At 74.1% G+C, this 24372-nt stretch carries 22 protein-coding genes and 1 tRNA gene; 7 read left to right on the top strand and 16 right to left on the bottom strand.

Annotated features, from left to right (window positions below; all coding sequences use genetic code 11):
• Window positions 1-16: 16 nt before the first annotated feature.
• From kdpC to ACWDD9_RS14860, 7 genes are all read right to left on the bottom strand, one after another.
• On the bottom strand, window positions 17-652 hold the full coding sequence (gene kdpC / locus ACWDD9_RS14890) for a potassium-transporting ATPase subunit KdpC (protein WP_449811781.1): 636 nt from the start codon (window positions 650-652) through the stop codon (window positions 17-19).
• 20 nt (window positions 653-672) lie between these two features.
• Window positions 673-2838 carry a potassium-transporting ATPase subunit KdpB gene (gene kdpB / locus ACWDD9_RS14885; RefSeq protein WP_449811780.1) on the bottom strand — a complete coding sequence of 722 codons (2166 nt, stop codon included), beginning with the start codon at window positions 2836-2838 and terminating at the stop codon, window positions 673-675.
• Complete coding sequence (kdpA, locus tag ACWDD9_RS14880; RefSeq protein ID WP_074003982.1) at window positions 2838-4502, bottom strand: potassium-transporting ATPase subunit KdpA; 1665 nt, start codon at window positions 4500-4502, stop codon at window positions 2838-2840. Before kdpA ends, kdpB begins: the two co-directional genes overlap by 1 nt.
• A gap of 1 nt (window position 4503) precedes the next feature.
• A complete protein-coding gene (kdpF, locus tag ACWDD9_RS14875; RefSeq protein WP_045693083.1) occupies window positions 4504-4593 on the bottom strand; it encodes a K(+)-transporting ATPase subunit F in 90 nt (29 codons plus the stop codon).
• Window positions 4590-4760 (bottom strand): hypothetical protein, encoded by a 171-nt coding sequence (locus ACWDD9_RS14870; protein ID WP_449811779.1) that lies wholly within the window; start codon window positions 4758-4760, stop codon window positions 4590-4592. The genes kdpF and ACWDD9_RS14870 overlap by 4 nt, the downstream gene beginning before the upstream one ends.
• A 232-nt stretch (window positions 4761-4992) precedes the next feature.
• Window positions 4993-6825, bottom strand: coding sequence for an APC family permease (locus ACWDD9_RS14865; RefSeq protein ID WP_074003983.1), 1833 nt, complete (start codon window positions 6823-6825; stop codon window positions 4993-4995).
• A gap of 406 nt (window positions 6826-7231) precedes the next feature.
• Window positions 7232-7312, bottom strand: a tRNA-Tyr gene (locus ACWDD9_RS14860).
• Between the two features lie 220 nt (window positions 7313-7532).
• On the opposite strand from ACWDD9_RS14860, the gene ACWDD9_RS14855 reads away from it, so the two are divergent.
• A complete protein-coding gene (locus tag ACWDD9_RS14855) occupies window positions 7533-8021 on the top strand; it encodes a YajQ family cyclic di-GMP-binding protein (protein WP_049652087.1) in 489 nt (162 codons plus the stop codon).
• Between the two features lie 126 nt (window positions 8022-8147).
• Here ACWDD9_RS14855 and ACWDD9_RS14850 read toward each other — a convergent pair whose 3' ends face one another.
• The gene (locus ACWDD9_RS14850; RefSeq protein ID WP_449811778.1) at window positions 8148-8642 is read right to left on the bottom strand and encodes a hypothetical protein; all 495 of its coding nucleotides are present in this window, start codon (window positions 8640-8642) and stop codon (window positions 8148-8150) included.
• A 675-nt stretch (window positions 8643-9317) separates the two neighbouring features.
• Between ACWDD9_RS14850 and ACWDD9_RS14845 the strand changes: the two genes are divergently transcribed.
• The 3 genes from ACWDD9_RS14845 to mug all read left to right on the top strand — a co-directional run bounded on the left by ACWDD9_RS14845 (window position 9318) and on the right by mug (window position 12272).
• A complete protein-coding gene (locus ACWDD9_RS14845; protein WP_375876952.1) occupies window positions 9318-10397 on the top strand; it encodes a M24 family metallopeptidase in 1080 nt (359 codons plus the stop codon).
• Between the two features lie 169 nt (window positions 10398-10566).
• Complete coding sequence (locus ACWDD9_RS14840) at window positions 10567-11715, top strand: phosphatase PAP2 family protein (protein ID WP_449811777.1); 1149 nt, start codon at window positions 10567-10569, stop codon at window positions 11713-11715.
• Window positions 11716-11729: 14 nt separating this feature from the next.
• Window positions 11730-12272 carry a G/U mismatch-specific DNA glycosylase gene (mug, locus tag ACWDD9_RS14835; RefSeq protein ID WP_049652089.1) on the top strand — a complete coding sequence of 181 codons (543 nt, stop codon included), beginning with the start codon at window positions 11730-11732 and terminating at the stop codon, window positions 12270-12272.
• On the opposite strand, the gene ACWDD9_RS14830 is transcribed toward mug, so the two are convergent.
• Window positions 12212-13237, bottom strand: coding sequence for a LysR family transcriptional regulator (locus tag ACWDD9_RS14830; protein ID WP_449811776.1), 1026 nt, complete (start codon window positions 13235-13237; stop codon window positions 12212-12214). The genes mug and ACWDD9_RS14830 overlap by 61 nt on opposite strands.
• A gap of 149 nt (window positions 13238-13386) precedes the next feature.
• Here ACWDD9_RS14830 and ACWDD9_RS14825 point away from each other — a divergent pair, with 149 nt between their 5' ends.
• Window positions 13387-14391: an NADP-dependent oxidoreductase gene (locus ACWDD9_RS14825; protein ID WP_449811775.1), complete on the top strand. Its 1005-nt coding sequence runs from the start codon at window positions 13387-13389 to the stop codon at window positions 14389-14391.
• Window positions 14392-14430: 39 nt separating this feature from the next.
• Here ACWDD9_RS14825 and ACWDD9_RS14820 read toward each other — a convergent pair whose 3' ends face one another.
• Window positions 14431-15348, bottom strand: a complete 918-nt coding sequence (locus tag ACWDD9_RS14820; RefSeq protein WP_117491778.1) for a sigma-70 family RNA polymerase sigma factor — start codon at window positions 15346-15348, stop codon at window positions 14431-14433.
• Between the two features lie 89 nt (window positions 15349-15437).
• On the opposite strand from ACWDD9_RS14820, the gene ACWDD9_RS14815 reads away from it, so the two are divergent.
• Window positions 15438-16133, top strand: coding sequence for an NAD(P)H-dependent oxidoreductase (locus ACWDD9_RS14815; protein ID WP_449811774.1), 696 nt, complete (start codon window positions 15438-15440; stop codon window positions 16131-16133).
• Window positions 16134-16163: 30 nt separating this feature from the next.
• On the opposite strand, the gene ACWDD9_RS14810 is transcribed toward ACWDD9_RS14815, so the two are convergent.
• From ACWDD9_RS14810 to ACWDD9_RS14800, 3 genes are all read right to left on the bottom strand, one after another.
• Window positions 16164-17129 carry a M48 family metalloprotease gene (locus ACWDD9_RS14810; RefSeq protein ID WP_375876934.1) on the bottom strand — a complete coding sequence of 322 codons (966 nt, stop codon included), beginning with the start codon at window positions 17127-17129 and terminating at the stop codon, window positions 16164-16166.
• A 3-nt stretch (window positions 17130-17132) separates the two neighbouring features.
• The gene (locus tag ACWDD9_RS14805; protein WP_049656591.1) at window positions 17133-17558 is read right to left on the bottom strand and encodes a BlaI/MecI/CopY family transcriptional regulator; all 426 of its coding nucleotides are present in this window, start codon (window positions 17556-17558) and stop codon (window positions 17133-17135) included.
• Between the two features lie 175 nt (window positions 17559-17733).
• Window positions 17734-18642 carry a DMT family transporter gene (locus ACWDD9_RS14800; protein WP_375876935.1) on the bottom strand — a complete coding sequence of 303 codons (909 nt, stop codon included), beginning with the start codon at window positions 18640-18642 and terminating at the stop codon, window positions 17734-17736.
• Between ACWDD9_RS14800 and ACWDD9_RS14795 the strand changes: the two genes are divergently transcribed.
• Complete coding sequence (locus tag ACWDD9_RS14795) at window positions 18641-20095, top strand: aminotransferase-like domain-containing protein (RefSeq protein WP_449811773.1); 1455 nt, start codon at window positions 18641-18643, stop codon at window positions 20093-20095. The two genes, ACWDD9_RS14800 and ACWDD9_RS14795, sit on opposite strands and share 2 nt — an antisense overlap.
• Before the next feature lie 15 nt (window positions 20096-20110).
• Here ACWDD9_RS14795 and htpX read toward each other — a convergent pair whose 3' ends face one another.
• From htpX to ACWDD9_RS14780, 3 genes are all read right to left on the bottom strand, one after another.
• Window positions 20111-20974, bottom strand: a complete 864-nt coding sequence (htpX, locus tag ACWDD9_RS14790; RefSeq protein WP_117488274.1) for a zinc metalloprotease HtpX — start codon at window positions 20972-20974, stop codon at window positions 20111-20113.
• A gap of 221 nt (window positions 20975-21195) precedes the next feature.
• Window positions 21196-22740 (bottom strand): NADH-quinone oxidoreductase subunit N, encoded by a 1545-nt coding sequence (locus tag ACWDD9_RS14785; protein ID WP_449811772.1) that lies wholly within the window; start codon window positions 22738-22740, stop codon window positions 21196-21198.
• A 56-nt stretch (window positions 22741-22796) separates the two neighbouring features.
• Window positions 22797-24353, bottom strand: a complete 1557-nt coding sequence (locus ACWDD9_RS14780) for a complex I subunit 4 family protein (protein ID WP_380776510.1) — start codon at window positions 24351-24353, stop codon at window positions 22797-22799.
• Window positions 24354-24372 lie beyond the last annotated feature (19 nt).

Here is a 24372-nt window from a genome sequence, read left to right as displayed (position 1 = left end):
TCTGTACGAGGTGGTGTCACTTCTGCTCGCTGAGCGCCTTGTTGAGCAGCACGACGTTGACGCCCTCGTTGCCGAGGAAGCCGAGCGAGCGGCTCTCGGTGTACTTCTCGACCAGTTTGCCCACCGTCTCCACCGGCAGGTCGCGGTGCTTGGCGACCCGCTCGACCTGCTCCTTGGCGTACGCGACGGAGATGTGCGGGTCGAGGCCGGAGCCGGAGGCGGTCAGCGCGTCGGCCGGGACGCTCGCCGGGTCGACGCCGTCGAACGCGGCGACGGCGGCGCGGCGGTCGTTGACGGCCTTCAGCAGGTCCTCGCTGTTCGGGCCGAGGTTGCTGGCGCTGGAGGAGGAGGCGTCGTAGCCGGTCCCGGCGGCGGAGGGGCGGGGCTGGAACCACTTCGGGTCCGGCTGGGCCTCCTCCTTCGGGTCGTCCGGGTTGGCCTTCGGGAGGTTGAAGCTCTGGCCGATCAGGCTGGAGCCGACCTCCCTGCCGCCGGACGTCACCGGCGAGCCGTTCGCCTTGTCGGTGAAGGCGACCTGGGAGACACCGGTGATCAGGAGCGGGTAGACGACCCCGAGGATCACGGTGAGCACCAGGAGCGCTCGCAGGGCCGTGAAGTGGGTGCGGAGGATCGTCGGCAGGGGCTTGGACATGGTTTTCTCTCCTTCCCGCTTCAGCTGAGGCCGGGGATGAACTGGACGATCAGGTCGATCAGCTTGATGCCGACGAACGGCACCACCAGGCCGCCGAAGCCGTAGACGCCGATGTTGCGGCGCAGCAGCGAGCTGGCGTCGGACGGGCGGTAGCGCACGCCGCGCAGGGCGAGCGGGATCAGGCCGATGATGACCAGGGCGTTGAAGATGATCGCCGAGGTGATCGCGGACTGCGGGCTGTGCAGGCCCATGATGTTGAGGTGGCTCAGGCCCGGGTAGACCCCGGCGAACATCGCGGGGATGATCGCGAAGTACTTGGCCACGTCGTTGGCGATCGAGAAGGTGGTCAGCGCGCCGCGGGTGATCAGCAGCTGCTTGCCGATCTCCACGATCTCGATCAGCTTGGTCGGGTTGGAGTCCAGGTCGACCATGTTGCCGGCCTCCTTGGCCGCCATGGTCCCGGTGTTCATCGCGACGCCGACGTCGGCCTGGGCGAGCGCGGGGGCGTCGTTGGTGCCGTCGCCGGTCATCGCGACCAGCTTGCCGCCCTCCTGCTCCTTCTTGATCAGGGCCATCTTGTCCTCGGGCGTGGCCTCGGCGAGGAAGTCGTCCACGCCGGCCTCCTCCGCGATCGCCTTGGCGGTCAGCGGGTTGTCGCCCGTGATCATGATGGTCTTGATGCCCATCCGGCGGAGCTCGTCGAAGCGCTCCCGCATGCCCTCCTTGACCACGTCCTTGAGGTGGATGACCCCCAGGACGCGGGCGGGCGCGCTGCCGGTCTTCGCGGCCACGACCAGCGGGGTGCCACCGGCGGCGGAGATCCCGTCGACCAGGGTGGAGACCTCGTCGCCGACCGAACCGCCGTTCCCGGTCACCCAGTTGGAGACGGCCCCGGCGGCGCCCTTGCGGACCTGGTGGACGCCCACCCGTCGCCCACCACCGCCCTTGTCCGAGTCGCTGCGCTCCGCCCCTTCCATTTCCTCGTCCAGGTCGACGCCCGACATCCGGGTCTGGGCGGTGAACGGGACCCAGGTGGCGTGGGTCAGCTCGCCCTGGGCGCGGGCCCGCAGACCGTACTCGGTCTTGGCGAGGACCACGATCGAGCGGCCCTCCGGGGTCTCGTCCGCGAGCGAGGAGAGCTGCGCGGCACTGGCCAGGTCCTCGGTGGAGACGCCCGGGGCGGGCAGGAACTCGGCGGCCTGGCGGTTGCCCAGGGTGATGGTGCCGGTCTTGTCGAGCAGCAGGGTGTTGACGTCTCCGGCGGCCTCGACGGCGCGGCCGGACATCGCCAGCACGTTGCGCTGCACCAGCCGGTCCATGCCGGCGATGCCGATCGCGGAGAGCAGCGCGCCGATGGTGGTCGGGATGAGCGCCACGATCAGGGCGACCAGGACGATCATCGACTGCGGGGCGCCCGCGTAGGTGGCCATCGGCTGGAGCGTGACGACCGCGACCAGGAAGACGATGGTCAGCGAGGCCAGCAGGATGTTGAGCGCGATCTCGTTCGGCGTCTTCTGCCGGGCGGCGCCCTCGACCAGGGCGATCATCCGGTCGATGAACGACTTGCCGGGCTCCGAGGCGATCTTCACCACGATCCGGTCGGACAGCACCTTGGTGCCGCCGGTGACGGCGCTGCGGTCGCCGCCGGACTCCCGGATGACGGGCGCGGACTCGCCGGTGATCGCCGACTCGTCGACGCTCGCGACACCCTCGACCACGTCGCCGTCACCGGGGATGACCTGCCCGGCCTCGACCACCACGTGGTCGCCGAGCCGGAGCGCGGTGCCGGGCACCTCCTCCTCGGCGCCGGTGGCCGGCCAGTCGGTGAGCCGGCGGGCCATGGTGTCGCTCTTGGTCTTGCGCAGGGTGTCGGCCTGCGCCTTGCCGCGGCCCTCGGCGACGGCCTCGGCCAGGTTGGCGAAGATCGTGGTCAGCCAGAGCCAGACGGTGATGGCCCAGGCGAACACGGACGGGTCGACGATCGCGGCGACGGTGGTGACCACCGAGCCGACCTCGACCACGAACATCACCGGGTTCTTGACCATCACCCGGGGGTCGAGCTTCTTCACCGCGTCCGGCAGGGACGCGAGGATCAGCTTCGGGTCGAGCAGGCCGCTCGACACTCTGTGCGGCGCGGCGGGCTCCGCCTTGTCGGCCGGTGCGGGGTTGAGCGTAGGGGTGGACATCAGGAGGACAGACCTTCCGCGATCGGCCCGAGAGCCAGGGCCGGGAAGTAGGTGAGGCCGACGACGATCAGGATCACGCCCGACAGCAGGCCCACGAACAGCGGCTTGTGGGTGGGCAGGGTGCCCGGGGTGGCCGGGACCGGCTGCTGCTGGGCGAGCGAGCCGGACAGCGCCAGGACGAAGACGATCGGCAGCAGCCGGCCGAAGATCATCGCCAGGCCGAGCGCGGTGTCGTACCAGTCGGTGTTGACGGTGATGCCGCCGAAGGCCGAGCCGTTGTTGTTGGCCGCCGAGGTGAAGGCGTACAGCACCTCGGAGAAGCCGTGGGCGCCCGAGTTGAGCATCCCGGCGCGCTCACCCGGCAGGGCCATCGCCACACCTGTGCCGACCAGCACGATCGTCGGCGTGGTGAGGATGTACAGCGAGGCGAACTTCATCTCCCGGCCGCCGAGCTTCTTGCCCAGGTACTCGGGGGTGCGGCCGACCATCAGGCCCGCCACGAACACCGCGATGACCGCCAGCACGAGCATCCCGTACAGGCCGGAGCCCACACCGCCGGGCGCGATCTCGCCCAGCATCATGTTGAAGACCGTCAGCCCGCCGCCGAACGGCGTGTACGAGTCGTGGAAGGAGTTCACCGCGCCGGTCGAGGTCAGCGTCGTCGAGGCGGCGAACAGCGAGCTCGCGGCGATGCCGAAGCGCTGCTCCTTGCCCTCCATCGCGGCGCCCGCGGCCTGCAGGGCGGCGCCGTGGTGCTGCGACTCGGCGAGGGTCAGCAGGGCCACCGAGGCGGCCCAGAACAGGCCCATCACGGCGACGATCGCGTAGCCCTGGCGGTTGTCCCCCACCATCCGGCCGAAGGTCCGCGGCAGCGCGAACGGGATCAGCAGGATCAGGAAGATCTCGACCAGGTTGGTGAACCCGGTCGGGTTCTCGAACGGGTGCGCCGAGTTGGCGTTGAAGAAGCCGCCGCCGTTGGTGCCGAGCAGCTTGATGACCTCCTGGGAGGCCACCGGGCCGCCCGGGATCTTCTGGACCTCGCCGGCCAGCGAGGTCACCTCGTGGAAGCCGTGGAAGTTCTGGATCACGCCGTTGGCGGCCAGCACCAGGGCGAAGACGATCGAGATCGGCAGCAGCAGGCGCAGGTTGATCCGGGTGAGGTCCACCCAGAAGTTGCCGATCCGGTCCGTCCGGTTGCGGGTGAAGCCCCGGATCAGCGCGGCGACGACGGCGATGCCGACGGCCGCGGAGACGAAGTTCTGCACCGCCAGGCCCGCCATCTGCACCAGGTGGCCCATCGCGGACTCGCCGCCGTAGGACTGCCAGTTGGTGTTGGCGACGAACGAGATCGCGGTGTTCCAGGCCTGGTGGCCCTCCATCTGCGGAACACCCAGGTTCAGCAGCAGGTAGCCCTGGAGGCGGATCAGGCCGTAGAGGAAGAGGACGGAGACGGCCGAGAAGGCCAGCACCGAGCGGAGGTACGACGGCCAGCGCTGGTCCGCGTCGCCGTCGACGCCGATCAGCTTGTAGATGCCGCGCTCGACTCTGAGGTGCTTGGCGGAGGTGAGGAGCTTGGCGATGTAGTCGCCGAGGGGGCGGTAGCACAGGGCCAGCGCGCCGACGAGGGCGATGACCTGGAGCCAGCCCGCGAGAGTGGATCCCATGTCAGAACTTCTCCGGGAAGATCAGCGCCACGACGAGATAGCCGACGAGCGCGACGGCCACGACCAGACCAGCGATGTTCTCGGCGCTCACAGCTTCTCCACCCCCCGCGCGATCAGGGCGATGACGGCGAACACGGCGACCGTGACACCGACGTAGATGAGATCGGACATGGGCTCCACCAGAGTGGTTCGGGAGATGCCGCGACCTGGGCCGAAGGGGCTCGCGCGGCGCCGGCGGACGACCGGCAGATGCAGCAAACCAGCCGTCAGCGGCGCGTTATGGGGCCCTGACGCCCTCCATACGGGTGACAGCGCGACGTTGACGCGGCCTTGACGGGCGCTTCACCGGACCGAGACCGTCGTGATCGGGCCGAGACACGGCGGCGGGCCGGGGGCGCGTTCGGCGGCGGGCCGCTGGGGGCACGCCCGGGTACGGAACGGCCCCGGACGGCGGGCTGCCGTCCGAGGCCGTTCCGTACCCGTCCCCTGATCACATCCGCATGCGCAACCGGCAGACCACCGCGTCGGTGTGCCGCCGCAGGGCGCGGTCGATCACGGCGCCGCGCCGGTTCTGGAGCGCCCGCTGCCACCAGCGGGCCGGCTCCACCTCGGGGATCAGCACGGTGAGCCGGTCGTAGGCGTGCTCCGCCCCCAGCTCGTTGACGAAGTCGGCGATCGGCCGGCCCAGCCGGCGGTGGACATCCGGGATCTCCACCAACGGCACGCCCGGCCGCCACAGCTCCCAGTCCCGGCGCAGCGCCTCGGCGGCGGCCGGCTCGTGCACCACGGTCACCGCCATCACCTCGTCGCCGAGCGAGAGCGCCGCCGACAGGCCGTCCCTGGTCAGCCGGGTGATCGCGGTCACCGGGACGACGACCAGGCTGCGCTGCCTGGTCACCGGGCCGGGCACCCGGCCCAGCTCCAGCCGCTCGCCGATCCGCCCGTAACTGCGGTGGACCGCCTCGAACAGCACCACCAGCAGCGGCAGGGCCACCACGATGCCCCAGGCGCCCTCGGTGAACTTGGTGCCGGTGACGACCAGCGCCGCGACGCCGGTGAGCAGCGCCCCGAAGCCGTTCAGCGCGGCCTTCCACCGCCAGCCGGACGGCCGGTGCAGCAGCCAGTGCCGGACCATGCCGACCTGGCAGATGGTGAAGCCGACGAACACGCCGATCGAGAACAGCGGCACCAGGCTGTTGACGTCCCCGCCGGAGCCGGCCAGCAGCGCCGCCGACACCGCGGCCAGGAACAGCACGCCGTACCGGTACACCTGGCGGTCGGCGCGCAGCGCGAACAGGTGCGGGAGGTGGTTGTCCCGGGCGAGCAGGTCGAGCAGCACCGGCAGCCCGCCGAAGGAGGTGTTGGCGGCCAGCCCGAGCAGCACCACGGTGGCGAACTGGACGACGTAGAAGCCGAAGCCGTGGCCGAGCGAGGCGTCGGCGAGCTGGGCGAGCACGGTGACGCCCTCGACCGGCTGGAGGTGGAAGCGGCCGATCAGCACGGCCAGTCCGATCAGCATCACGCCGAGCAGGGCGCCGAGCGCGACCTCGGTGTGCTGGGCGCGCTTGACCCGCGGGGTGCGGAAGGAGGGGACGGCGTTGGCCACCGCCTCCACCCCGGTCAGCGCGGAACAGCCGGCCGCGAAGGCCTTGAGCAGCAGCAGCGCGCCGACGGTGGTGGCGTTCTCGGCGAGCGTCGAGGCGTGGCCGGCGGCGGCCGCGGTGCTGGCCGGGGCGTCCCGGAACAGGCCGACCACGACGATCGCCAGGATGGAGAGCACGAAGACGGCCGTCGGCGCCATGAACCAGCGCGCCGACTCGGCGATCCCCCGCAGGTTCACCGCGGTGACCAGCGCGAGCACCCCCAGGCAGAGCCAGACCCGGTCGTCGTACAGGCCCGGGACGGCCGAGGTGAGCGCGGCGACGCCGGCGGTGACCGAGACCGCGACGTTCAGCACGTAGTCGACGACCAGCGAGGCGGCCGCGGTCAGCGCGGTCCGGCGGCCGAGGTGCGCCTTGGCCACCGCGTAGGCGCCGCCGCCGTCCGGGAACGCCGCGATCACCTGCCGGTAGGAGGCCACCAGCACCGCCAGCAGCAGGGCGATCGCCGCGGTGACCGGCAGCGTGAAGCCCAGCCCGTACGCCCCGGCGGCGGCCAGCACCAGCACGATCGACTCCGGCCCGTACGCGACCGAGGCCATGGCATCCAGCGAGAGCGCGGCCAGCCCGCCGAGCGCGCTGAGCCGGTGCCGCTCGTCTCCCGCGCCGGTGCCAGGCGGCTCGGAGTCGGCCGTGACGGCCGGGGTGGTGATGGCGCTGGACATCGGACGGGACCTCCGCAGTCGGTAGTTGCTCCGATCCTGCGGTCCGCGCGCCCGTCGCCCGCCGGGCCCCTACGCGTTCCTGACGCCGCCACGAGCGGCCTTGACGCGCCCTTGACGCGGCCGTCACGCCGCGTCGGCCTCCGTCGGGTGGCTGTTGGCGGGGGTGGGGCGAGCCGTTTGTCCCGGCGGTCGCCGGCTGGGAAGACGATCAGCTCTGTCGAAGGACTCCCACCCCCGGGCCCCACTCTGCTGCCTGACACCCGTAATTGCAAGCAATGTGCAATAAGTCGGCCCGGCGCCCGCCCTCCCGACTCCCCGCTCCCCCGCCCCCGGCAAGGCCGCCCGGGCAAAACGAAACAGCCCCCGATCCGCGTTTCCGCAGATCGGGGGCTGTTTCTCTATCCTGTGGCTGGTGCAGGGTTCGAACCTGCGTAGCTTGCGCGACAGATTTACAGTCTGCTCCCTTTGGCCGCTCGGGCAACCAGCCAGGATCTTCGTTTCCCGGGGTGTTCACCCCGTTCGACTTGGTAAACCATACCCGATGCCGGGGGGTGCTCCGCCACTCGATAGATCACGCGACGATCAAGAAACCGCGGGCGCCCGCTACGGGCGGGGCCGGTGTGGCGCTGGATAGGCTGGGGTCGCGGGCGCCCCCGAGGGGCGGGCCCGTGCCAGTGAAGACCAGAGCATCAAGGAGACCAATACCCATGGCCGACTCCAGTTTCGACATCGTCTCGAAGGTCGAGTGGCAGGAGGTCGACAACGCGATCAACCAGACCTCCCGCGAGATCGCGACGCGCTTCGACTTCAAGAACGTGGGCGCCGAGATCAGCCGCTCGGGCGAGAAGATCGAGATGAAGGCGAACGGCGAGGAGCGCGTGCGCGCCGTACTCGACATCCTCCAGACCAAGTTCGTGAAGCGCGGCCTGTCGCTGAAGGCCCTGGACGCCAACGAGCCCCAGCTGTCCGGCAAGGAGTACAAGATCTTCGCCAACGTCAAGGAGGGCATCACCACGGAGGACGCGAAGAAGGTCGCGAAGATCATCCGTGACGAGGGCCCGAAGGGCGTCAAGGCGCAGGTCCAGGGCGACGAGCTGCGCGTCAGCTCGAAGAGCCGCGACGACCTCCAGGCCGTGCAGGCCCTGCTCAAGGGCAAGGACCTGGACTTCGCGATCCAGTACGTGAACTACCGCTGACCCTCCGGTCGGCCGGTTCGACGGACGACGGCGCGGCCCTGCTCCCCGCTTCGGGGGCGGGGCCGTTCGCGTCGGCGGGCCGGGGCGGGCGGCGGGGCCGACGGGCGGTGGGGCGCGGGGGTCGGGTCAGCCGGCCGACTCCGCCCAGCCGGCGGTGCTGCGGTGCCGGCCCAGGCCGACCGACTCGAACTCGTCCGCCCGGCCCTCCTCGGTGCGAGCGCCGATCCGTCGCAGGACGTGGGAGATCGGGGTGCCGTCGGCCGGGGCGGGCTCGAACTCGCCGATGGTGAGCGGGCCGAGGGTGACCGCGCCGTCCGCCCAGACGGCGGCGCGCTGGGTGCCGCTGCCGCCGAAGTACTCGGCCTCGACGCAGGCGATCGGGCCGGCCTTCGACCAGGCGGCCAGCCGGAGTTCGAAGCCGTCCGAGTGCCAGCCGAACCCGGCCCCGCCGCGCGGCTTGCGCACGCTGCCGTCCCCCTGGAGTGCGGCGAGGACGGCGGAGGTGACCGGGATCATCGCCAGCCCCTGCGCCAAGGACACCACCCGGGCCGCCGGAACCTCCGCGGCCGCCACCGTCAGCAGCTCCCGTGTTCCTATCAGCGCCTGGAGTTCATAGGACATGGCGGCCATGGTGTCCCACCGCACCGATAGTCGGCCCGGAATTTATGATTCCGTGCCCGGTCGGAGACCGTAGAGCAGGCTGCGGGGCCTTTGGAGCGGTCCGCGGCCGGTCCGCGGGGCCCGGATCGCGCCGTCGGCCGCGGCTCCTCCGGTCCTGCCGCCGGTCACCCGCTCGGGTGCTCGCGGCATGCGGCGGCCGCGGCGCCCCGGTGGACTGGCCGGGTACGGCCTCTCTTCCCGACCCCTCCCCCGGCTCCCGCGTGGTCGGGCGCTCCCGGCCGGGGCCGTACGGAGGAGGACCGCATGCATGCGCCGGACAGACCCCCGCCGAACCGGACGGCCGCCGCCGCACCGGCCCTGGCGCTCCGCGGGCCGGCCCGCACCCTGCTCGGCCTCGTCCTGGCGCTGGCGCTCCGGCTGTCGGCAGGAGCGATCGCACCAGCAGGGCCAACAGGACCGGCAGGACCGGCCTCCGCCGGGGACCGCGGCGGCCCACGCCGGGGAGCGCCGGACCCGCCGGAACCGCGCCGGCCCGCCGGGGCTCCCCCGAGGGCTTCACCAACTCCTCCCGGAAGTGATGGAGTTGACGCGACGGAGGCTCAGCAGAGCCCGTCCGGCCCCAGAGGAGGAACCGCCGTGCCCCGCCCCTTCACCGTGCAGGACCACACCGACCGGATGACCCGTGCCACCGCCGAGGCGACCGCCGCCGGACTGGCCGGCCTGGTCGTCGCCCCCGGCCCCGACCTGGCCTACCTGTGCGGCTACTCGCCCACCGCGATCACCGAGCGGCTGACCGCCCTCGTGCTCGCGGCCGGACGCGAACCCACCCTGGTGGTTCCCAAATTGGAACGTCCGGACGCCGAGAAGGCGGTCGGCGCCCCGGCCGTCCGGCTGCTCGACTGGTCCGACGGCGAGGACCCGTTCGCCACCGCGGGCCCGCTGCTCGACCCGGCCGGCCGGTACGGCGTCTCCGACAACACCTGGGCCCTGCACCTGCTCGGCTTCCAGGCCGCGCTGCCCGGCGTCTCCTTCACCTCGCTCACCGACAGCCTGCCGATGCTGCGCGCCGTCAAGGACACCGAGGAGCTGGAGCGGCTGGCCTCGGCCGGCGGCGCGGCGGACGCCGCCTACCGGGGCATCCTGGAGGTCCCCTTCGCCGGCCGCCGGGAGACCGACGTGGCCGCCGACCTCGGCGCGCTGCTCATCCAGTACGGGCACAGCCAGGTGGACTTCACCGTGGTCGGCTCCGGCCCGAACGGCGCCGACCCGCACCACGAGGCCGGTGAGCGGGTCATCCGTACGGGTGACACGGTGGTACTGGACTTCGGCGGTCTCAAGGACGGCTACGGCTCCGACACCACCCGGACCGTGCACGTCGGCCCGGACGTGCCGGACGAGGTGCGGACGGTGCACGAGCTGGTCCGGCTGGCCCAGCAGACCGCCTTCGAGGCGGTCCGGCCCGGCGTCGGCTGCCAGGAGATCGACCGGATCGCCCGCCGGGTGATCACCGAGGGCGGGTACGGCGAGTACTTCATCCACCGCACCGGCCACGGCATCGGCACCACCACGCACGAACCTCCGTACCTGGTCGAGGGCGAGGAGCGGCCGCTGGTGCCCGGCATGTGCTTCTCCATCGAGCCCGGGATCTACCTGCCCGGCCGGTTCGGGGTGCGGATCGAGGACATCGTCACCGTCACCCCGGCCGGCGGCCGCCGCTTCAACAACACCCCGCACGAGCTGGGCATCGTGGCCTGAGGCCGCCGGACGGTGCCGGAAGGCGCCCGACGGTGTCCGCAGGTGCCCGAGGGCGCCTTCCGGTGCCTGACCGTGTGTCGAACCGGGTGACGACCGGGTCGGACGTTCTTACGATCCGGTCATATTTCACCCAGAGACCTCCAAGTTTGGGTTGCTAGTTTCAGTGCGCATGACCAAGACCCTCTCCCCGGCCCCGCACGACGTGCGGGCCGGGCAGCCGCGCCCGGTGCCTCCGCCCCGCCCCCGCGTGACGGGCTGGTCGAGACTCCGATGGCTGGCCTGGCCGCTCTACCTGACGTGCCTCCTCTGGTTCCTGCGCACCGAGGGCATCCCCGCGGCCAACGACGTGCTGTTCCTCTGGCTGATCGCCGCCCTGCTGACCGGCGCCGTGCACAGCGGGCACGGCCCCCGCGGCTTCCTCCTGGTCCTGCGCGACTGGGTCCCGGTGATGGCCGTGGTGTGGACGTACTCGCTGCTGCGCGGCTACGGCGCGCACACCCCGTGGGCCCCGCACTGGCTGCCGCAGCTGCGCTTCGACGAGGTGCTCGGCTTCGGCGAGACCTGGACCGTCCGGCTCCAGCACGCCCTCTACACCGCCGGCTCGCCGCACTGGTACGACTACGCCGCGGTGGCCGTCTACCTCTCGCACTTCTTCGTCGTCTTCCTGCTGCTCGCGGTGCTCTGGCGGCGCGCCCACCAGCGCTTCCGCCAACTGCTCGCCGCCTACCTGACGCTCACCTTCGCGGGCTTCGCCACCTACCTCCTCTACCCGGCCGACCCGCCGTGGCTGGTCGCCCAGGAGGGCAACCTGCCGCACCTGTCCCGGGTGGTCTGGGAGGTCATCTCGGTGAGCGGGCTGCCGCAGGCCGACTCGCTGCTGGAGAACGGCAGCCAGTTCGCCAACGACGTCGCCGCGATGCCCTCGCTGCACTCCGCCTACCCGGCGATGCTGCTGTTCTTCTTCTGGCCCACCGCCAAGCGCTGGCTGCGGGCGGTGCTGGTCGCCTACCCGCTCGCGATGACCTTCACCCTGGTGTACGGCGCGGAGCACTTCATCATCGACGTCTTCGTCGGCTGGGCGTACGCGGCCGCGGTGGTGTTCGGCCTGCGCCGGCTGCGCGACCGCCGGGCGGCCAGGGCCTCGGCCCCGCTCGCGGCCCCGACCCCGGTCCGTACCGAGGCGACGGCCGAAGGCACGGCCCAGGCCCCGGCCCCGGTCCGTACGGAGGCCTCGGCCGAGGACGCGACCGAGGCCCCGGCCGAGGGCACGGCCCGGACGGAGGCCCCCGCCAAGGGCACGGCAGACTTGGCCGGGTGAATCCGAGCGCACCGATGAAGCCCACCGCCGAGCAGCTGCTGGCCGCCAAGGACAGCACCATCCCGGACGTCTCCGGGCCCGGGCTGCGGGTGCTGTTCTGCGGCATCAACCCGGGCCTGTGGTCCGGCGCCACCGGCCACCACTTCGCCCGCCCGGGCAACCGCTTCTGGCCCGCCCTGCACCGCTCCGGCTTCACCGGGCGCCAGTACCGCCCGGACGAGCAGCGGGAGTTGCTCGCGCTCGGGCTGGGCATCACCAACGTCGCCCCGCGCGCCACCGCCAAGGCGGACGAGCTGACCACCGAGGAGCTGCGCGAGGGCGGCGCCGCCCTGCGCGAGCGGGTGCTGCGGCTGCGCCCGCGCGCCCTGGCCGTGCTCGGCATCGGCGCCTACCGGACGGCCTTCGGGCAGCGCCGGGCCCCGCTCGGGCGGCAGCCGGAGGGCATCGGCGACACCGAGGTGTGGGTGCTGCCGAACCCCAGCGGCCTCAACGCCCACTACACCCTGGACGGGCTGGCCGAGGAGTTCCGCAGGCTCCGGGAGGCCGTCGGGGGCTGAGCGGCCGCCGGGGCCGGGGCCTCTTCCGGAGCCCCGGCCGGTGCCGAAGGACGTGCCGCCCCCGAGGGCCGGGCCGCCACCAGCCCGGCGGGCAGCGGCAGTTCGCGCAGTTCCCGGATCAGCGCCCGGACGGCGGCCGTCCCGGCCAGCTCGGGCGTGGTGACGTACCCGACGGAGCGGCTGGGCGGCCGCGGCCCGAGGTCGGTGACGGCGAGGCCGGCCGGGGCGCCGAGCAGGGCGGTCCGGGGCATGATCGCCATGCCGAGGCCCTGGGCGACCAGCGAGACGGCCACCGTGTCGTCCTCCACGTCCACGGTCGCGGGCGGGATCCAGTCCTGCCGCTGCCACCAGTCCCGGGTGTACGAGCCGCAGTTCTCGTCCCAGTCGACCAGCGGGAGTTCGCGCGGCGCCGGGTGGCCCTGCGGGTGCGCGAGCGCGTACGACTCCTCGTACAGCCGCACCGCGACCAGGCCCGGGACGGGCGGCGGGCCGCTCGCGTCGAGCGTTGCCAGCCCGAGGTCGGCGCGCCCGTCGGCGACCTCCCCGGCGCTGCCCCGGCCGAGCTCCCGGACGATCCGGACCCGGGTGCCGAGCCCGGGGTGGCGCTCGGCGAGCCGGGCCAGGACGGGTGGCAGCAGGTGGGCGGCGGCGCTGCGGAAGGCTGCGATCCGCAGGGTGCCGGTCAGCGGCCCGTCCGCTCCCGCGCCGCGCACCTCGGGGCCCATCGCGTCCAGCAGCCGCAGGATCCGGCGGGCGTACGCCACCGCCCGCGCGCCGCCCTCGGTGGGGCGTGCGCCGTGGCGCCCGCGGTCGAAGAGCACCGTGCCCAGCTTCCGCTCGCAGGCGCGGACGGCGTGCGAGACCGCGGACTGGGTGGTGCCCAGGCGTGCGGCGGCCGCCGTGAAGCTCCGCTCCTCCTCGACGGCGACCAGGGTCCGCAGCTCGTGCGGGGCGAGATCGGTCATGCGCCCGAATCTAATCCGCGGGCCCGCGATCCATCGATCCTGCTCATGGACCGGCCCGTTCCATCAACCGCCGCCCCTGCCCGGCCGCTCCCGCGCTTCCTACGGTGATCACGTCCCGCCAAGCCCCCCGCGCACCTGGAGCAGCCCCGATGTCCCGTCCCACCACCCGCGCCGTCCACCTGGTCGCCCGCCCCGACGGCGCGCCGACCGCCGCGGACTTCGCCTTCGTCGACGAGACCGTCCCGGCCCTCGCGGCGGGCGAGGCCCTCGTCGAGAACCTCTACCAGTCCGTCGACCCGTACATGCGCGAGGAGATGGAGGAGGGCGGCTGGGCTCTGCACGCCCCGCTGGAGGGGCGCACCCTCGGCCGGGTGGTGGAGTCCCGGGCCGACGCCCTGCCGGTCGGGGCGCTGGTCCAGCACCGCCAGGCCTGGCGCACCCTCTCGGTGGTCACCGCCGAACGGGCGAGCCTGCTCCCCGACCTCGCCGACGTCCCGCTCAGCGCCCACCTGTCGGTGCTCGGCGGCACCGGCCTGTCCGCCTGGGTCGCGCTGACCAGGATCGCCCGGCTCCAGCCCGGCGAGACGCTCTTCGTCTCGGCGGCCGCGGGCGGCGTCGGCACCGCCGCCGGACAGCTCGCCCGCCTGCTCGGCGCCGGCCGGATCGTCGGCAGCACCGGCTCCGCCGCCAAGGCCGCCCGCCTCACCGAGCGGCTCGGCTTCGACGCCGCCTTCGACTACCACGACGGCCCGATCGCGGACCGGCTGCGCGAGGCCGCGCCGGAGGGGCTGCACGTCTACCTGGACAACGTCGGCGGCGACCACCTGGAGGCCGCCATCGGCGCCCTGCGCGAGCGCGGCCGGATCGCCTGGTGCGGCGCGGTCGCCCAGTACAACCGGCTCGGGAACCCGCCGGCCGCCCCGCGCAACCTGTTCGACGTGGTCGGGAAGAGCCTGCGGCTGGAGGGCTTCCTGGTCCGCGACCACCTCGACGCCCGGCCGGAGCTGTACGACTTCCTCGTCCCGCACCTGCGCTCGGGCGCCGTCGTCCCGGACGAGACGGTCGTGGACGGCTTCGACCGGGTGGTGGACGCCTTCCTCGGCATGCTGCGCGGCGAGAACACCGGCAAGATGCTGGTCCGGATCGCCGACTGACCGCCCCGTGCCCCGCCGCAGCGCCCACCCCGACGGCAGTCACCCGGGCCACGGCAGCACGGCCAGGTCGAGCGCGGCGAGCCGGGCCGGATCGGCCACCACCTCGTAGCCGGCCACCCGGCCGTCCGCGACCGCCATCCGCAGCACCAGCCGCAGCCGCCCGTCCGGGGCGATCAGGATCCCGGGCACCCCGTCCACCAAGGCCACCGCGCCGTAGCGGGCCCGGCGGCCGAAGACCGTGGTCTCCCGGGCGACGGCCTGCGCGCCCCGGGCCACCAGGGCGCGGCCCGGTGGCAGCGCCGCCGGATCGGCCCGGCGCACCACGTCCGGCGCCAGGACGGCCAGCAGGTCGGCCAGGTCCCCGCCCCGGGCGGCGGCCAGGAAGGCCTCCACCACCCGCCGGTGCCCGGCCAGCGGCTCCGGGGGCAGCGCGGCCGTCCCCCGGACCCGCTGCCGGGCCCGGCTGGCCAGCTTCTTCGCGGCCACCGGGGTCCGCCCGACGATCGGCGCGATCTGGTCGAAGGGCACCGCGAAGCCGTCGTGCAGCACGAAGGCGACCCGCTCGGCCGGGCCCAGCCGGTCCAGCACCACGAGCAGCGCCCGGCCCACCGACTCGACCAGCAGCGCCTCCCGCTCCGGCTCCGGGCCGCCGCCCGCCGCCTCCGGCAGCGCCTCGTCGGCCGGCTCCTCGCGGCGCGCGGCCCGGGCCCGCAGCAGGTCCAGGCAGATCCTGGAGACCACCGTGGTCAGCCAGCCGGGCAGGTTGTCGATCTCCGCCGGACCGGTGCGGACCAGCCTCAGCCAGGCCTCCTGCACGGCGTCCTCGGCCTCGCCGGTCGAGCCGAGCATCCGCTGGGCGATCGCCCGCAGCCGGCCGCGCTCGGCCTCGAAGCGCTCCTCCGGCGCCTCGGCCCGCCGCCCCGGGGCCGCCGCCGCCCCGGCCGCCGCTCCCGACATCGCGTCCCGGTCCATCGGTCACCTTTCCTCGGCGCGGCCCGTCACCGCTATGACGATCCGTCCTCCTCCGAGGTGACCGGGAGACCACCATGACCTCCACCACGCTGCTCCACCTGGACTCCAGCATCAGCCCGTCCGGCTCGGTAAGCCGCGCCCTGACCGCCCGCTTCGCCGACGCCTGGCACGCCCGGCACGGCACCGCCGGCCGGGACCGGTACCGGTACCGCGACCTCGCCGCCGACCCGGTGCCCCCGGTGCGCGCCGCCTACGACGCCCTCGGCCGCCGCACCGAGCGCAAGGGGATACTCCCGCTGGACGACATCGGCCGCCTCGCCGAAGGGCCGGACGAGGCGCACGAGTGGACGCTCAGCCGCCCGCTGATCGAGGAGCTGCGGGCCGCCGGCACCCTGCTGGTCGGCAGCCCGATGTACAACTACACCGTCTCGGCCGGCCTCAAGGCGTGGATCGACCGGGTCACCTTCCCCGGCGTCCACCACGACCCGGAGACCGGCGAGCCGCTGCTGCGCGACACCCGCGTGGTGGTCGTCGCCGTCCGCGGCGGCGGCTACGCACTGGGCACCCCGCGCGCCCACTGCGACTTCCAGGTCCCGTACCTGCGGGCGTACTTCGACCGGATCGGGGTCGCGCCGGAGCACCTGCACGTGGTCACCGCCGAGCTCACCAGGGCCGCGGACGTCCCGGCGCTGAACGCCCTCCAACCGCTCGCCGCCGAGTCGCTGGCGGCGGCCGAGGCCGCCCTCGACGAGCTGGCCGCGACGCTCTGAGCCGCCCTGACAGGCCTGGCCGGGCGGCCGCTACAGCGGGGTGACGGCCTTGAGCACCACCAGCAGGGCCACGGCGGCGTTCAGCGCGCACAGCGCCGACACCGCCGTGCCGATCGCCGCGACCATCGCCGCCAGGCCCGCCGGGGTCTTGGCCGGCGGCCAGTTGCGGGAGGTCGGCACCGGGCCGAGCAGCGCGGCGACCCGGCGCGGCACCGGGCCGGCCGCGGCCGCCGCCGCGGTCGGCGTCGCGAAGGCCGCGAAGCCGGGGGCCGGGGCGGCGTGCGAGACCAGCGCCGCCCGGGCCACCGCCCGCGCGGTGATCCGGCGGTCCCCCACGGCCTGCGCCGACTCCTCGTCCGCCCACCGCTCCGCGCTGAACGCCACCGCGTGCTGCAGCGGCCGCAGGAACGGGTTGACGCAGGCGGCGAGCTGGGTGGTCAGCAGGTACCGGTGGTGCCGGTGGCGCAGGTGCGCCCGCTCGTGCGCGAGCAGCGCCTCGCGCTCGTCGGCGGCCAGGCCGGCCAGCATCCCGGTGGAGACCACCACCCGGCCGGGCGAGCCGGGCAGCGCGTAGGCGTACGGGCTGTGGTCCGGCAGCACCGCGAGGTCGCCGGACTCCCCCGGCTCCGCGGGCAGCCCGCTCAGCGCCCGGCGGGCCCGGTTCCGCACCCGCAGGTGCCGGACGACCGTCCGGGCGCAGGCCAGGACCACCAGGGCCAGCAGCCACATCGCGGCCGTGCCGACCGTCTCGTGGTACGGCAGCGCGGCCCGCACCTCCGGGTCGGACCAGCTGTCCGGCAGCGGGTTGCCGGGGATCTGCGCGGTGCCGACCACGCCGATCAGTCCGAGGCAGAGCACGCTGCACACCGCCATCACCGCGCTGATCACGGTCATCAGCCGGGCCGCGCCGCGCGGATGCAGGTGCTGCTCGGTCAGGCGCGCGATCGGGACCGCGGTGAGCGGCAGGACGAGCGGGAGGAAGACGAAGAAGCCCACGGGTCAGCTCTCACGGTCGGGCGCCGCCGGATCGGCGGACGCGGCGTCCAGCAGCGCCCGCAGCAGTTCCTCGTCGTGCGGCAGCAGCGCGCTGACGAAACTGGCCAGGACCGCGTCCCGGTCGGCCTCCCCGTCGAGCATCCGGCGCATCCGCAGCGCGGCCAGCCCGGCGGCGTCCGCGGAGGCCTGCCACAGGTAGGAACGGCCGGCGCGGGTCCGGGTCACGGCGTTCTTGGCGTGCAGCCGGGACAGGATGGTCATCACGGTGGTGTACGCCAGGTCGCCCTCCAGGCGTTCCTGGACCCACCCCGCGGCGGCCGGGCCGGGCGCCTGCTGGAGCACCGCGAGCACCTGCGCCTCCAGCTCGCCCTGGCCTCGTCGTCGGGGCGGCGCGTCCCCGGCCGTCGGGGCGTGCCTCTGGTCTGCCATGACGGCCCACTCCCTCCGGATGCCGCGCCCGGACCGGCGGGCGCGGGTTCATCCTAACGAGCGCGGGGCCGCGCCGATCCGGTCGGAGCGAGGGTTCGGGGGCGTACGGCGCCGCCTTCGGCGGCTCCTGGGCGGGCCTCTCCCGATCAGGCGCACCCGCGTCCCGTCCGCCGGGTCAGCTCCGGGCCCGCTGGGTCACCGCGATGCAGACCAGCACCACCACCGCGGTGACCGGCGCCGCGGCCGGCAGGTGCTCGCCGAGCAGCAGCACCGACCAGACCAGGGTCAGCAGCGGCTGCGCGAGCTGGAGCTGGCTGGCCCTCGGCACCCCGATCGCGGCCATTCCCCGGTACCAGAGCACGAGCCCGCCGAGCTGCGAGACCGCCGCCGTGTACGCCAGCCCGGCCAGCGCCTTCGCCCCGAGCCGGACCGGCTCGGCGCCCAGCCCGAGCACGGCGGTCAGCAGCGTCGCGGGCAGCGCGACCAGCACCGCCCAGGCGATCACCTGCCCGCCCGGCAGGTCCCGGGAGAGCCGCCCGCCCTCGGCGTACCCGGCGGCGCAGAGCAGCACCGCCACGAAGAGGTAGAGGTCGGCGGCGGTCGGCCGGCCGTGGCTCTGGACCAGGGTGAAGGCGAGCACCGCCGCGGCCCCGGCGAGCGCCGCCGCCCAGAACGCCCCGGACGGCCGACGGCCGGTGCGCAGCGCCGAGACCACCGCCGTGGCCAGCGGCAGCACGCCGATGACCACCGCCGAGTGGGCGGTCGAGGAGGTGCGCAGGGCGAGCGTGGTGAGCAGCGGGAAGCCGAGGACGCAGCCGGCCGAGACCACCAGCAGCCCGGGCCACTGCCCCCGCCGCGGCGGCCGGGCGCGGACGGCCAGCAGGTAGAGCGCGGCCAGCACAGCGGCCAGGACGCCGCGCAGACCGGTCGCGGTCCACGGGCCGAAGCCGGTCAGGGCCCACGCGGTGGCGGGGAAGGTGAGCGAGAAGGAGGCCACCCCGAGGGCCGCGAGGGCGGTGCCGGAAGCTGGGGCCGGTCGAGGTGCTATCGCCTTCGAGCGGATAGCGCTATCTTGTGCCGTCATGAACGAGCGTAGCAGCGTGACCGAACTCGCCGACATCCTGCGGCGGGAAGTGGAGCGCTACCCGGAGGGGCGGAAACTGCCCGCCAGCCGGGCGCTGGTGGAACGCCACCAGGTCAGCCCGGTGACGGTCTCCCGGGCCATCGCGGTGCTCGTCGCCGAGGGGCTCGTGGTCTCCCGGCCGGGCGCCGGGGTGTTCCGGGCGGCCGCCTTCGCCGCGGCCCCGGCCGTCCCCGCCCCGCCGGCCGGCCGGACCGGCGACCTCTCCTGGCAGGAGATCGCGCTCAGCGCCGACTCCGGCCCGCGCGACCTGCTCGCCGCCCCGGTGTTCGACACCCTCCGGGTGCCCGCGCCCGACGTCATCGACCTCAACAGCGGCTACCCGCACGCCTCGCTGCTGCCCGAACGGCTGCTCGCCGCCGTCCTCGCCCGGGCCGGCCGGCGGCCGGGCGCCTGGGACCGCCCGCCCACCGACGGGCTGACCGAACTGCGCGGCTGGTTCGCCCGCGACATCGGCGGCCACGGCGGGCCGATCGGCGCCGGGGACGTCCTGATCACCGCCGGCGGGCAGAGCGGGCTGACCGTCGCCATGCGGGCGCTCGCCGCGCCCGGCTCGCCGGTGCTGGTGGAGTCGCCGACGTACTCGGGCATCCTGGCGGTCGTCCGGGCGGCCGGGCTGCGGCCCGTCCCGGTGCCGGTCGACGCCGACGGCGTGCGCACCGACCTGCTGGCGGAGGCCTTCGCGGCCACCCGGGCGCGGGTCTTCCTCTGCCAGCCGCTGTTCCAGAACCCCACCGGCGCGGTGCTGTCGCCCGTACGGCGGGAGGAGGTGCTGCGGATCTCGCGGGCGGCCGGGGCCTTCGTGGTCGAGGACGACTTCGCCCGGCTGCTGGTCCACGCGGACGCCCCCGCGCTGCCGCGCCCGCTCGCCGCCGACGACCGGGACGGGGTCGTGGTGCACCTGCGCTCGCTGACCAAGGCGGCCTCCCCCAACCTGCGGGTCGGCGCCCTCACCGCGCGCGGCCCGGCGCTGGCCCGGCTGCGGGCCACCCAGGTGGTGGACAGCTTCTTCGTGCCCCGGCCGCTCCAGGAGGCCACCCTGGAACTGGTCTCCGACCCCGCCTGGGCCCGCCACCTGCGCACCCTCGGCGCCGAACTGCGCGACCGCCGCACCGCCGCCGTCGCCGCCCTGCACCGCGAGCTGCCCGGCGTCGTCGGCACCCACCGCCCCGGCGGCTACCACCTGTGGCTGTGCTTCCCCGACGGCGTCGACGACACCACCCTCGCCAGGGCCGCCCTGCGCGCCGGCGTCCAGCTCTCCCCCGGCCGCCCGTACCACCCCGCCGAGCCCCCGGCCCCCCACCTCCGGCTCAGCTATGCCGCCGCCGAGAGCTCCGCCCAGGTCGCCGAGGGCGTCCACCGGCTGCGGCTCGCGTACGAGGAGCTCGCGGACTGACGCCCCGGGGCGCTGCTAGACCCGCCCGCCCGCCATCCGCTCCAGGCGGGCGATCCGCTCGGCCATCGGCGGGTGGGTGGAGAAGAGCCGCGCACCGGCCTCGCCGGGCCGGAACGGGCTGGCGATCATCATGTGGCTCGCGGTCTGGAGCTGCGGCTCGGGCGGCAGGGGCAGCTGACGGGTGCCCGCGTCGAGCTTGCGCAGGGCGTTCGCGAGGGCGAGCGGGTCCCCGGTGATCCGGGCGCCGTCGGCGTCGGCCTGGTACTCGCGGGAACGGCTGACCGCCATCTGGATCAGCCCGGCCGCGAGCGGGCCGAGGATCATGATGGCGAGCATCCCGAACAGCCCCGGGCCGTCGTCGTCGTCGCTGCGCCCGAACGGCACCAGCCAGGCGAAGTTCACCAGGAACATCACCACCGAGGCGAGCGCCCCGGCCACCGAGGAGATCAGGATGTCCCGGTTGTAGACGTGGCTCAGCTCGTGCCCGAGCACGCCCCGCAGCTCGCGTTCGTCCAGGATCCCCAGGATGCCCTCGGTGCAGCAGACCGCCGCGTTGCGCGGGTTGCGGCCGGTGGCGAAGGCGTTCGGGGCCGGGGTCGGGGAGATGTAGAGGCGGGGCATCGGCTGGCGGGCGGAGGTGGAGAGCTCGCGGACGATCCGGTACAGCCCGGGTGCCTCGAACTCGCTGACCGGCCGGGCCCGCATGGCCCGCAGCGCGAGCTTGTCGCTGTTCCAGTAGGCGTAGGCGTTGGTCCCGAGGGCGACCAGCAGGGCGATCACGAAGCCGGTGCGGCCGAAGAGGCCGCCGATCACCAGGATCAGCGCGGAGAGGCCTCCGAGCAGGACGGCGGTCCTCAGTCCGTTGTGCCGGCTGTGCACGTCAGGCCCTCCGATGGTGCGGTGGGGAAGCCCTTTCTGCCTCGTCCCTCTTGCCCGGTCAACGGGTGGGGCCGGGGACCTTGTTCCCTTGTGACCGACGTGACACCGCCGGGCCGCACCCCCGGTACCACCGCACCGTCACCGGGCCGTCACGGCGGAGCGGCCCGGCCTCACCCCCGGATCGGCCCGACCCGGGCCCGGAACCACGGCCCGGCCCGGGCTCAGAACAGCGAGCCGCCCGCCACCTGGAGGACCAGCTGCGGCGCCACCGAGAGGACCACGGCGGCGGAGGCGGTGAGCCCCAGCGTCGCGGTGAGGCTCACCGGCAGGCGGTGCCCGGCGGCGGCCGCCTCGAGGGGCGCGTCGCCCGCCGGGGCGAACAGCCGGGCCGTCCAGAGCAGGTAGTAGTACAGGGCGACGACCACATTGACGGCCATCACCACGGCCAGCCAGCCCAGCCCGGCGTCGACCGCCGCGCGGAACACCACGACCTTGCCGAACAGGCCGACCACGCCCGGCGGCAGCCCGGCCAGGCAGAGCAGGAAGAAGGCGAGCGCCAGCGCCGTCCAGCGGTTGCGGGCGAACAGGCCGCGGAAGTCGTCCACGCTGGTCCCGGCCCGGCGGCCGACGGCGGCGACCACCCCGAAGGCGCCGAGGTTCACCACGCCGTAGATCAGCGCGTACGCGGCGGTGGCGCCGAGCGGGTCGACGCCGGTGGGCGCGTAGCCGGCCGCGGCGAGCGGCACCAGCAGGTACCCGGCCTGGCCGACCGAGGACCAGGCGAGCAGCCGCACCGCGCTGTACCGGGTGTCGAAGCGCTGCCGCAGCGCGCCGACGTTGCCGACGGTCATGGTGACGGCGGCCAGCACCGCGAGCACCAGGCCCCAGGTGTGGGCGTACGGGCGGAAGGCGACGGTGGTGGCGAGCGCGAGCCCGGACAGGCCGGCCGCCTTGCCGACCACCGAGAGGTAGCCGGCCACCGGCAGCGGAGCGCCGGTGTAGGTGTCGGGCACCCAGAAGTGGAACGGGACGGCGGCGACCTTGAAGGCGAAGCCGACCAGAGTGAGCACCGCGCCCGCCTCGGCCAGCGGCCTGAGCTGTCCGGGGGCGTGCTCCAGGCCTTGGGCGACGGCGCCGAGGTGCAGGCTGCCGCTCGCCGCGTAGACGAAGCCGACGCCGAGCAGCATCACGGCGGTCGCGGTCACCGAGGAGACGAAGAACTTGAACGCGGCCTCGGCGCCCCGGCCGTCCCGGCGCAGCGCGACCAGGGCGAAGGCGGGCAGCGAGGCGACCTCCAGGGCGATCACCATGGTGGCGAGGTCCCGGGAGGCGGGCAGCAGGGCGGCGCCGGTGGCGCTGGAGAGCAGCAGGAACCAGTACTCGCCGCGCGGCAGCTTCTCGTCCTCCACGGTGTGCGTCGACAGCAGCGCCGCGATCAGCGCGCCGCCGAGGGCGAGCAGCTGGAACACCAGGGCGAAGTGGTCGGCGACGTACGAGCAGCCGCCGTTGTCGGACCCCCCTGCTACGTTCTGCACGCAGAAGGTGGCGCGGGGTGACGATCCGGTGAGGGGAAGGAGCGCGATGAGGGCGAGGGCGAGTCCGGCCGCGGTGAGGCGGCCGAGCCACTTCTTGTGCCGCTCGGGCAGGAACAGGTCCGTGAGCAGCACGGCGAGGGCGGCCACGGCGGCGATCAGCGGGGGCGCGATCGCCACCCAGTCCACGGACTGGATCAGGCTGCCCGGGTTGGCTACGGCGAGGGAGGTCACAGTGTGCTGCCCCGTGGAGTGAGGTCCGAGTGCGGCGGTCTGGGCTGCGAGCACGGTCAGCCACCCCCGAGGAGGTGCTTGACGGCGGGGTCGGAGAGGCCGAGCAGCAGCGCGGGCCAGAGTCCGGCGAGCAGGGTGAGCGCGGCCAGCGGCGTCCAGCTGACGGCCTCGTACGGGCGCAGGTCGGCGAGCTCGGCCACCGGGGCGGGCTGCTCGGGGTCGCCCATGCAGACGCGCTTGACCACGATCAGGAGGTACGCGGCGGTGAGGAGGGTGCCGAGGCCGGCCAGGACCATGTAGGTGACGAACGCGGGGCGCGACAGGCCGGCGGCCGGGTCGAACGCGCCGAACATGGCGAGCAGCTCGCCCCAGAAGCCGGCCAGGCCGGGCAGCCCGAGGCTGGCGACGGCGGCGAAGGCGAGCAGTACGCCGAGCCGCGGGGCCCGGCCGTACAGGGCGGCGCCGGTGGCGCCGGCCAGGGTGTCGAGGTCGGCCGTGCCGTAGCGGTCCTTGAGCGCACCGACGACGAAGAACAGCAGGCCGGTGATCAGGCCGTGGGCGATGTTGGCGAACAGCGCGCCGTTGACGCCCACCGGGGTGAGGGAGGCGATGCCGAGCAGCACGAAGCCCATGTGGCCGACGGAGGAGTACGCGATCAGGCGCTTGAGGTCGCCCTTGGCGCCGGGGCGGGCCAGCGCCAGGCAGGCCAGTGAGCCGTAGACGATGCCGACGGCCGCGAAGGCTCCCAGATAGGGGGCCAGGGTGGCGGCGCCGTCCGGCACGACCGGGAGGAGGACGCGGACCAGGCCGTAGGTGCCCATCTTCAGCAGCACGCCGGCGAGCAGCACCGAGCCCACCGTCGGGGCGGCGGTGTGCGCGTCGGGGAGCCAGCTGTGCAGCGGCCAGGCGGGGGCCTTGACCGCGAGCCCGACCAGGATCGCCAGCGCGGCGATCACCTGGGTGGTGTGGCTCAGGCCGCTGCCGTGCGCGGCGGCCAGGGCCTGCATGTCGAAGGTGCCGGCCTTGCTGCCGATCAGCAGGAAGCCGAGCAGCATCACGGCCGAGCCGAGCAGCGTGTAGAGGATGAAGCGGTTGGCGGACGGCACCTTCGCGCCGCTCCCCCAGCGGGCGATCAGGAAGTACATCGGGATCAGCACGATCTCGAAGGCCAGGAAGAAGAGCAGGAGGTCCAGGACCGCGAAGGTGGCGAGCATGCCGACCTCGAGCAGGAGGAACAGCCCGACGAAGGCCTGCGCCGAGGGCACGGTCTCCCCGTCCGGCAGCCGCTTCTCCGAGTACAGCGCGCAGAGGAAGGTGAGCAGCGCGGTCAGCACGACCAGCGGCAGCGAGACGCCGTCCACGCCGAGGTGGAGGCGCACGTGCAGGGCCGGGATCCAGGACACGTCGGTGGTGGCCTGCATCCGGGCGGGTTCGTCGTGGTCGAAGCCGGCCGCGAGGGCGACGGCGAGCAGGAGCACCGCGCCGGTGACGACGGTGTTCAGCCGCAGGGCCCGCCGGTCGGCCACGGCCCGGTCCGGCCCGAACACCGGCGCCAGGGTGAGTGCGGCACCGAGCAGCGGCAGCAGCAGGAGGGCGATGAGGACTGCGTTCATCGGGGGCTCCCAGCAGCGG

It is taken from the genome of Kitasatospora sp. NPDC001119, from assembly GCF_053598475.1.
Note: the sequence above shows the minus strand (reverse complement) of the source record. Positions and strands in the feature narration are given on the sequence as shown.

Excerpts from the sequence above, each read along its gene's own strand:
- kdpC (WP_449811781.1), bottom strand. The coding sequence starts at position 652 with ATGTCCAAGCCCCTGCCGACGATCCTCCGCACCCACTTCACGGCCCTG.
- kdpB (WP_449811780.1), bottom strand. The coding sequence starts at position 2,838 with ATGTCCACCCCTACGCTCAACCCCGCACCGGCCGACAAGGCGGAGCCC.
- kdpA (WP_074003982.1), bottom strand. The coding sequence starts at position 4,502 with ATGGGATCCACTCTCGCGGGCTGGCTCCAGGTCATCGCCCTCGTCGGC.
- ACWDD9_RS14865 (WP_074003983.1), bottom strand. The coding sequence starts at position 6,825 with ATGTCCAGCGCCATCACCACCCCGGCCGTCACGGCCGACTCCGAGCCG.
- ACWDD9_RS14855 (WP_049652087.1), top strand. The coding sequence starts at position 7,533 with ATGGCCGACTCCAGTTTCGACATCGTCTCGAAGGTCGAGTGGCAGGAG.
- ACWDD9_RS14850 (WP_449811778.1), bottom strand. The coding sequence starts at position 8,642 with ATGTCCTATGAACTCCAGGCGCTGATAGGAACACGGGAGCTGCTGACG.
- ACWDD9_RS14845 (WP_375876952.1), top strand. The coding sequence starts at position 9,318 with ATGACCCGTGCCACCGCCGAGGCGACCGCCGCCGGACTGGCCGGCCTG.
- ACWDD9_RS14840 (WP_449811777.1), top strand. The coding sequence starts at position 10,567 with ATGACCAAGACCCTCTCCCCGGCCCCGCACGACGTGCGGGCCGGGCAG.
- mug (WP_049652089.1), top strand. The coding sequence starts at position 11,730 with ATGAAGCCCACCGCCGAGCAGCTGCTGGCCGCCAAGGACAGCACCATC.
- ACWDD9_RS14830 (WP_449811776.1), bottom strand. The coding sequence starts at position 13,237 with ATGACCGATCTCGCCCCGCACGAGCTGCGGACCCTGGTCGCCGTCGAG.
- ACWDD9_RS14825 (WP_449811775.1), top strand. The coding sequence starts at position 13,387 with ATGTCCCGTCCCACCACCCGCGCCGTCCACCTGGTCGCCCGCCCCGAC.
- ACWDD9_RS14820 (WP_117491778.1), bottom strand. The coding sequence starts at position 15,348 with ATGTCGGGAGCGGCGGCCGGGGCGGCGGCGGCCCCGGGGCGGCGGGCC.
- ACWDD9_RS14815 (WP_449811774.1), top strand. The coding sequence starts at position 15,438 with ATGACCTCCACCACGCTGCTCCACCTGGACTCCAGCATCAGCCCGTCC.
- ACWDD9_RS14805 (WP_049656591.1), bottom strand. The coding sequence starts at position 17,558 with ATGGCAGACCAGAGGCACGCCCCGACGGCCGGGGACGCGCCGCCCCGA.
- ACWDD9_RS14795 (WP_449811773.1), top strand. The coding sequence starts at position 18,641 with ATGAACGAGCGTAGCAGCGTGACCGAACTCGCCGACATCCTGCGGCGG.
- ACWDD9_RS14800 (WP_375876935.1), bottom strand. The coding sequence starts at position 18,642 with ATGACGGCACAAGATAGCGCTATCCGCTCGAAGGCGATAGCACCTCGA.
- ACWDD9_RS14780 (WP_380776510.1), bottom strand. The coding sequence starts at position 24,353 with ATGAACGCAGTCCTCATCGCCCTCCTGCTGCTGCCGCTGCTCGGTGCC.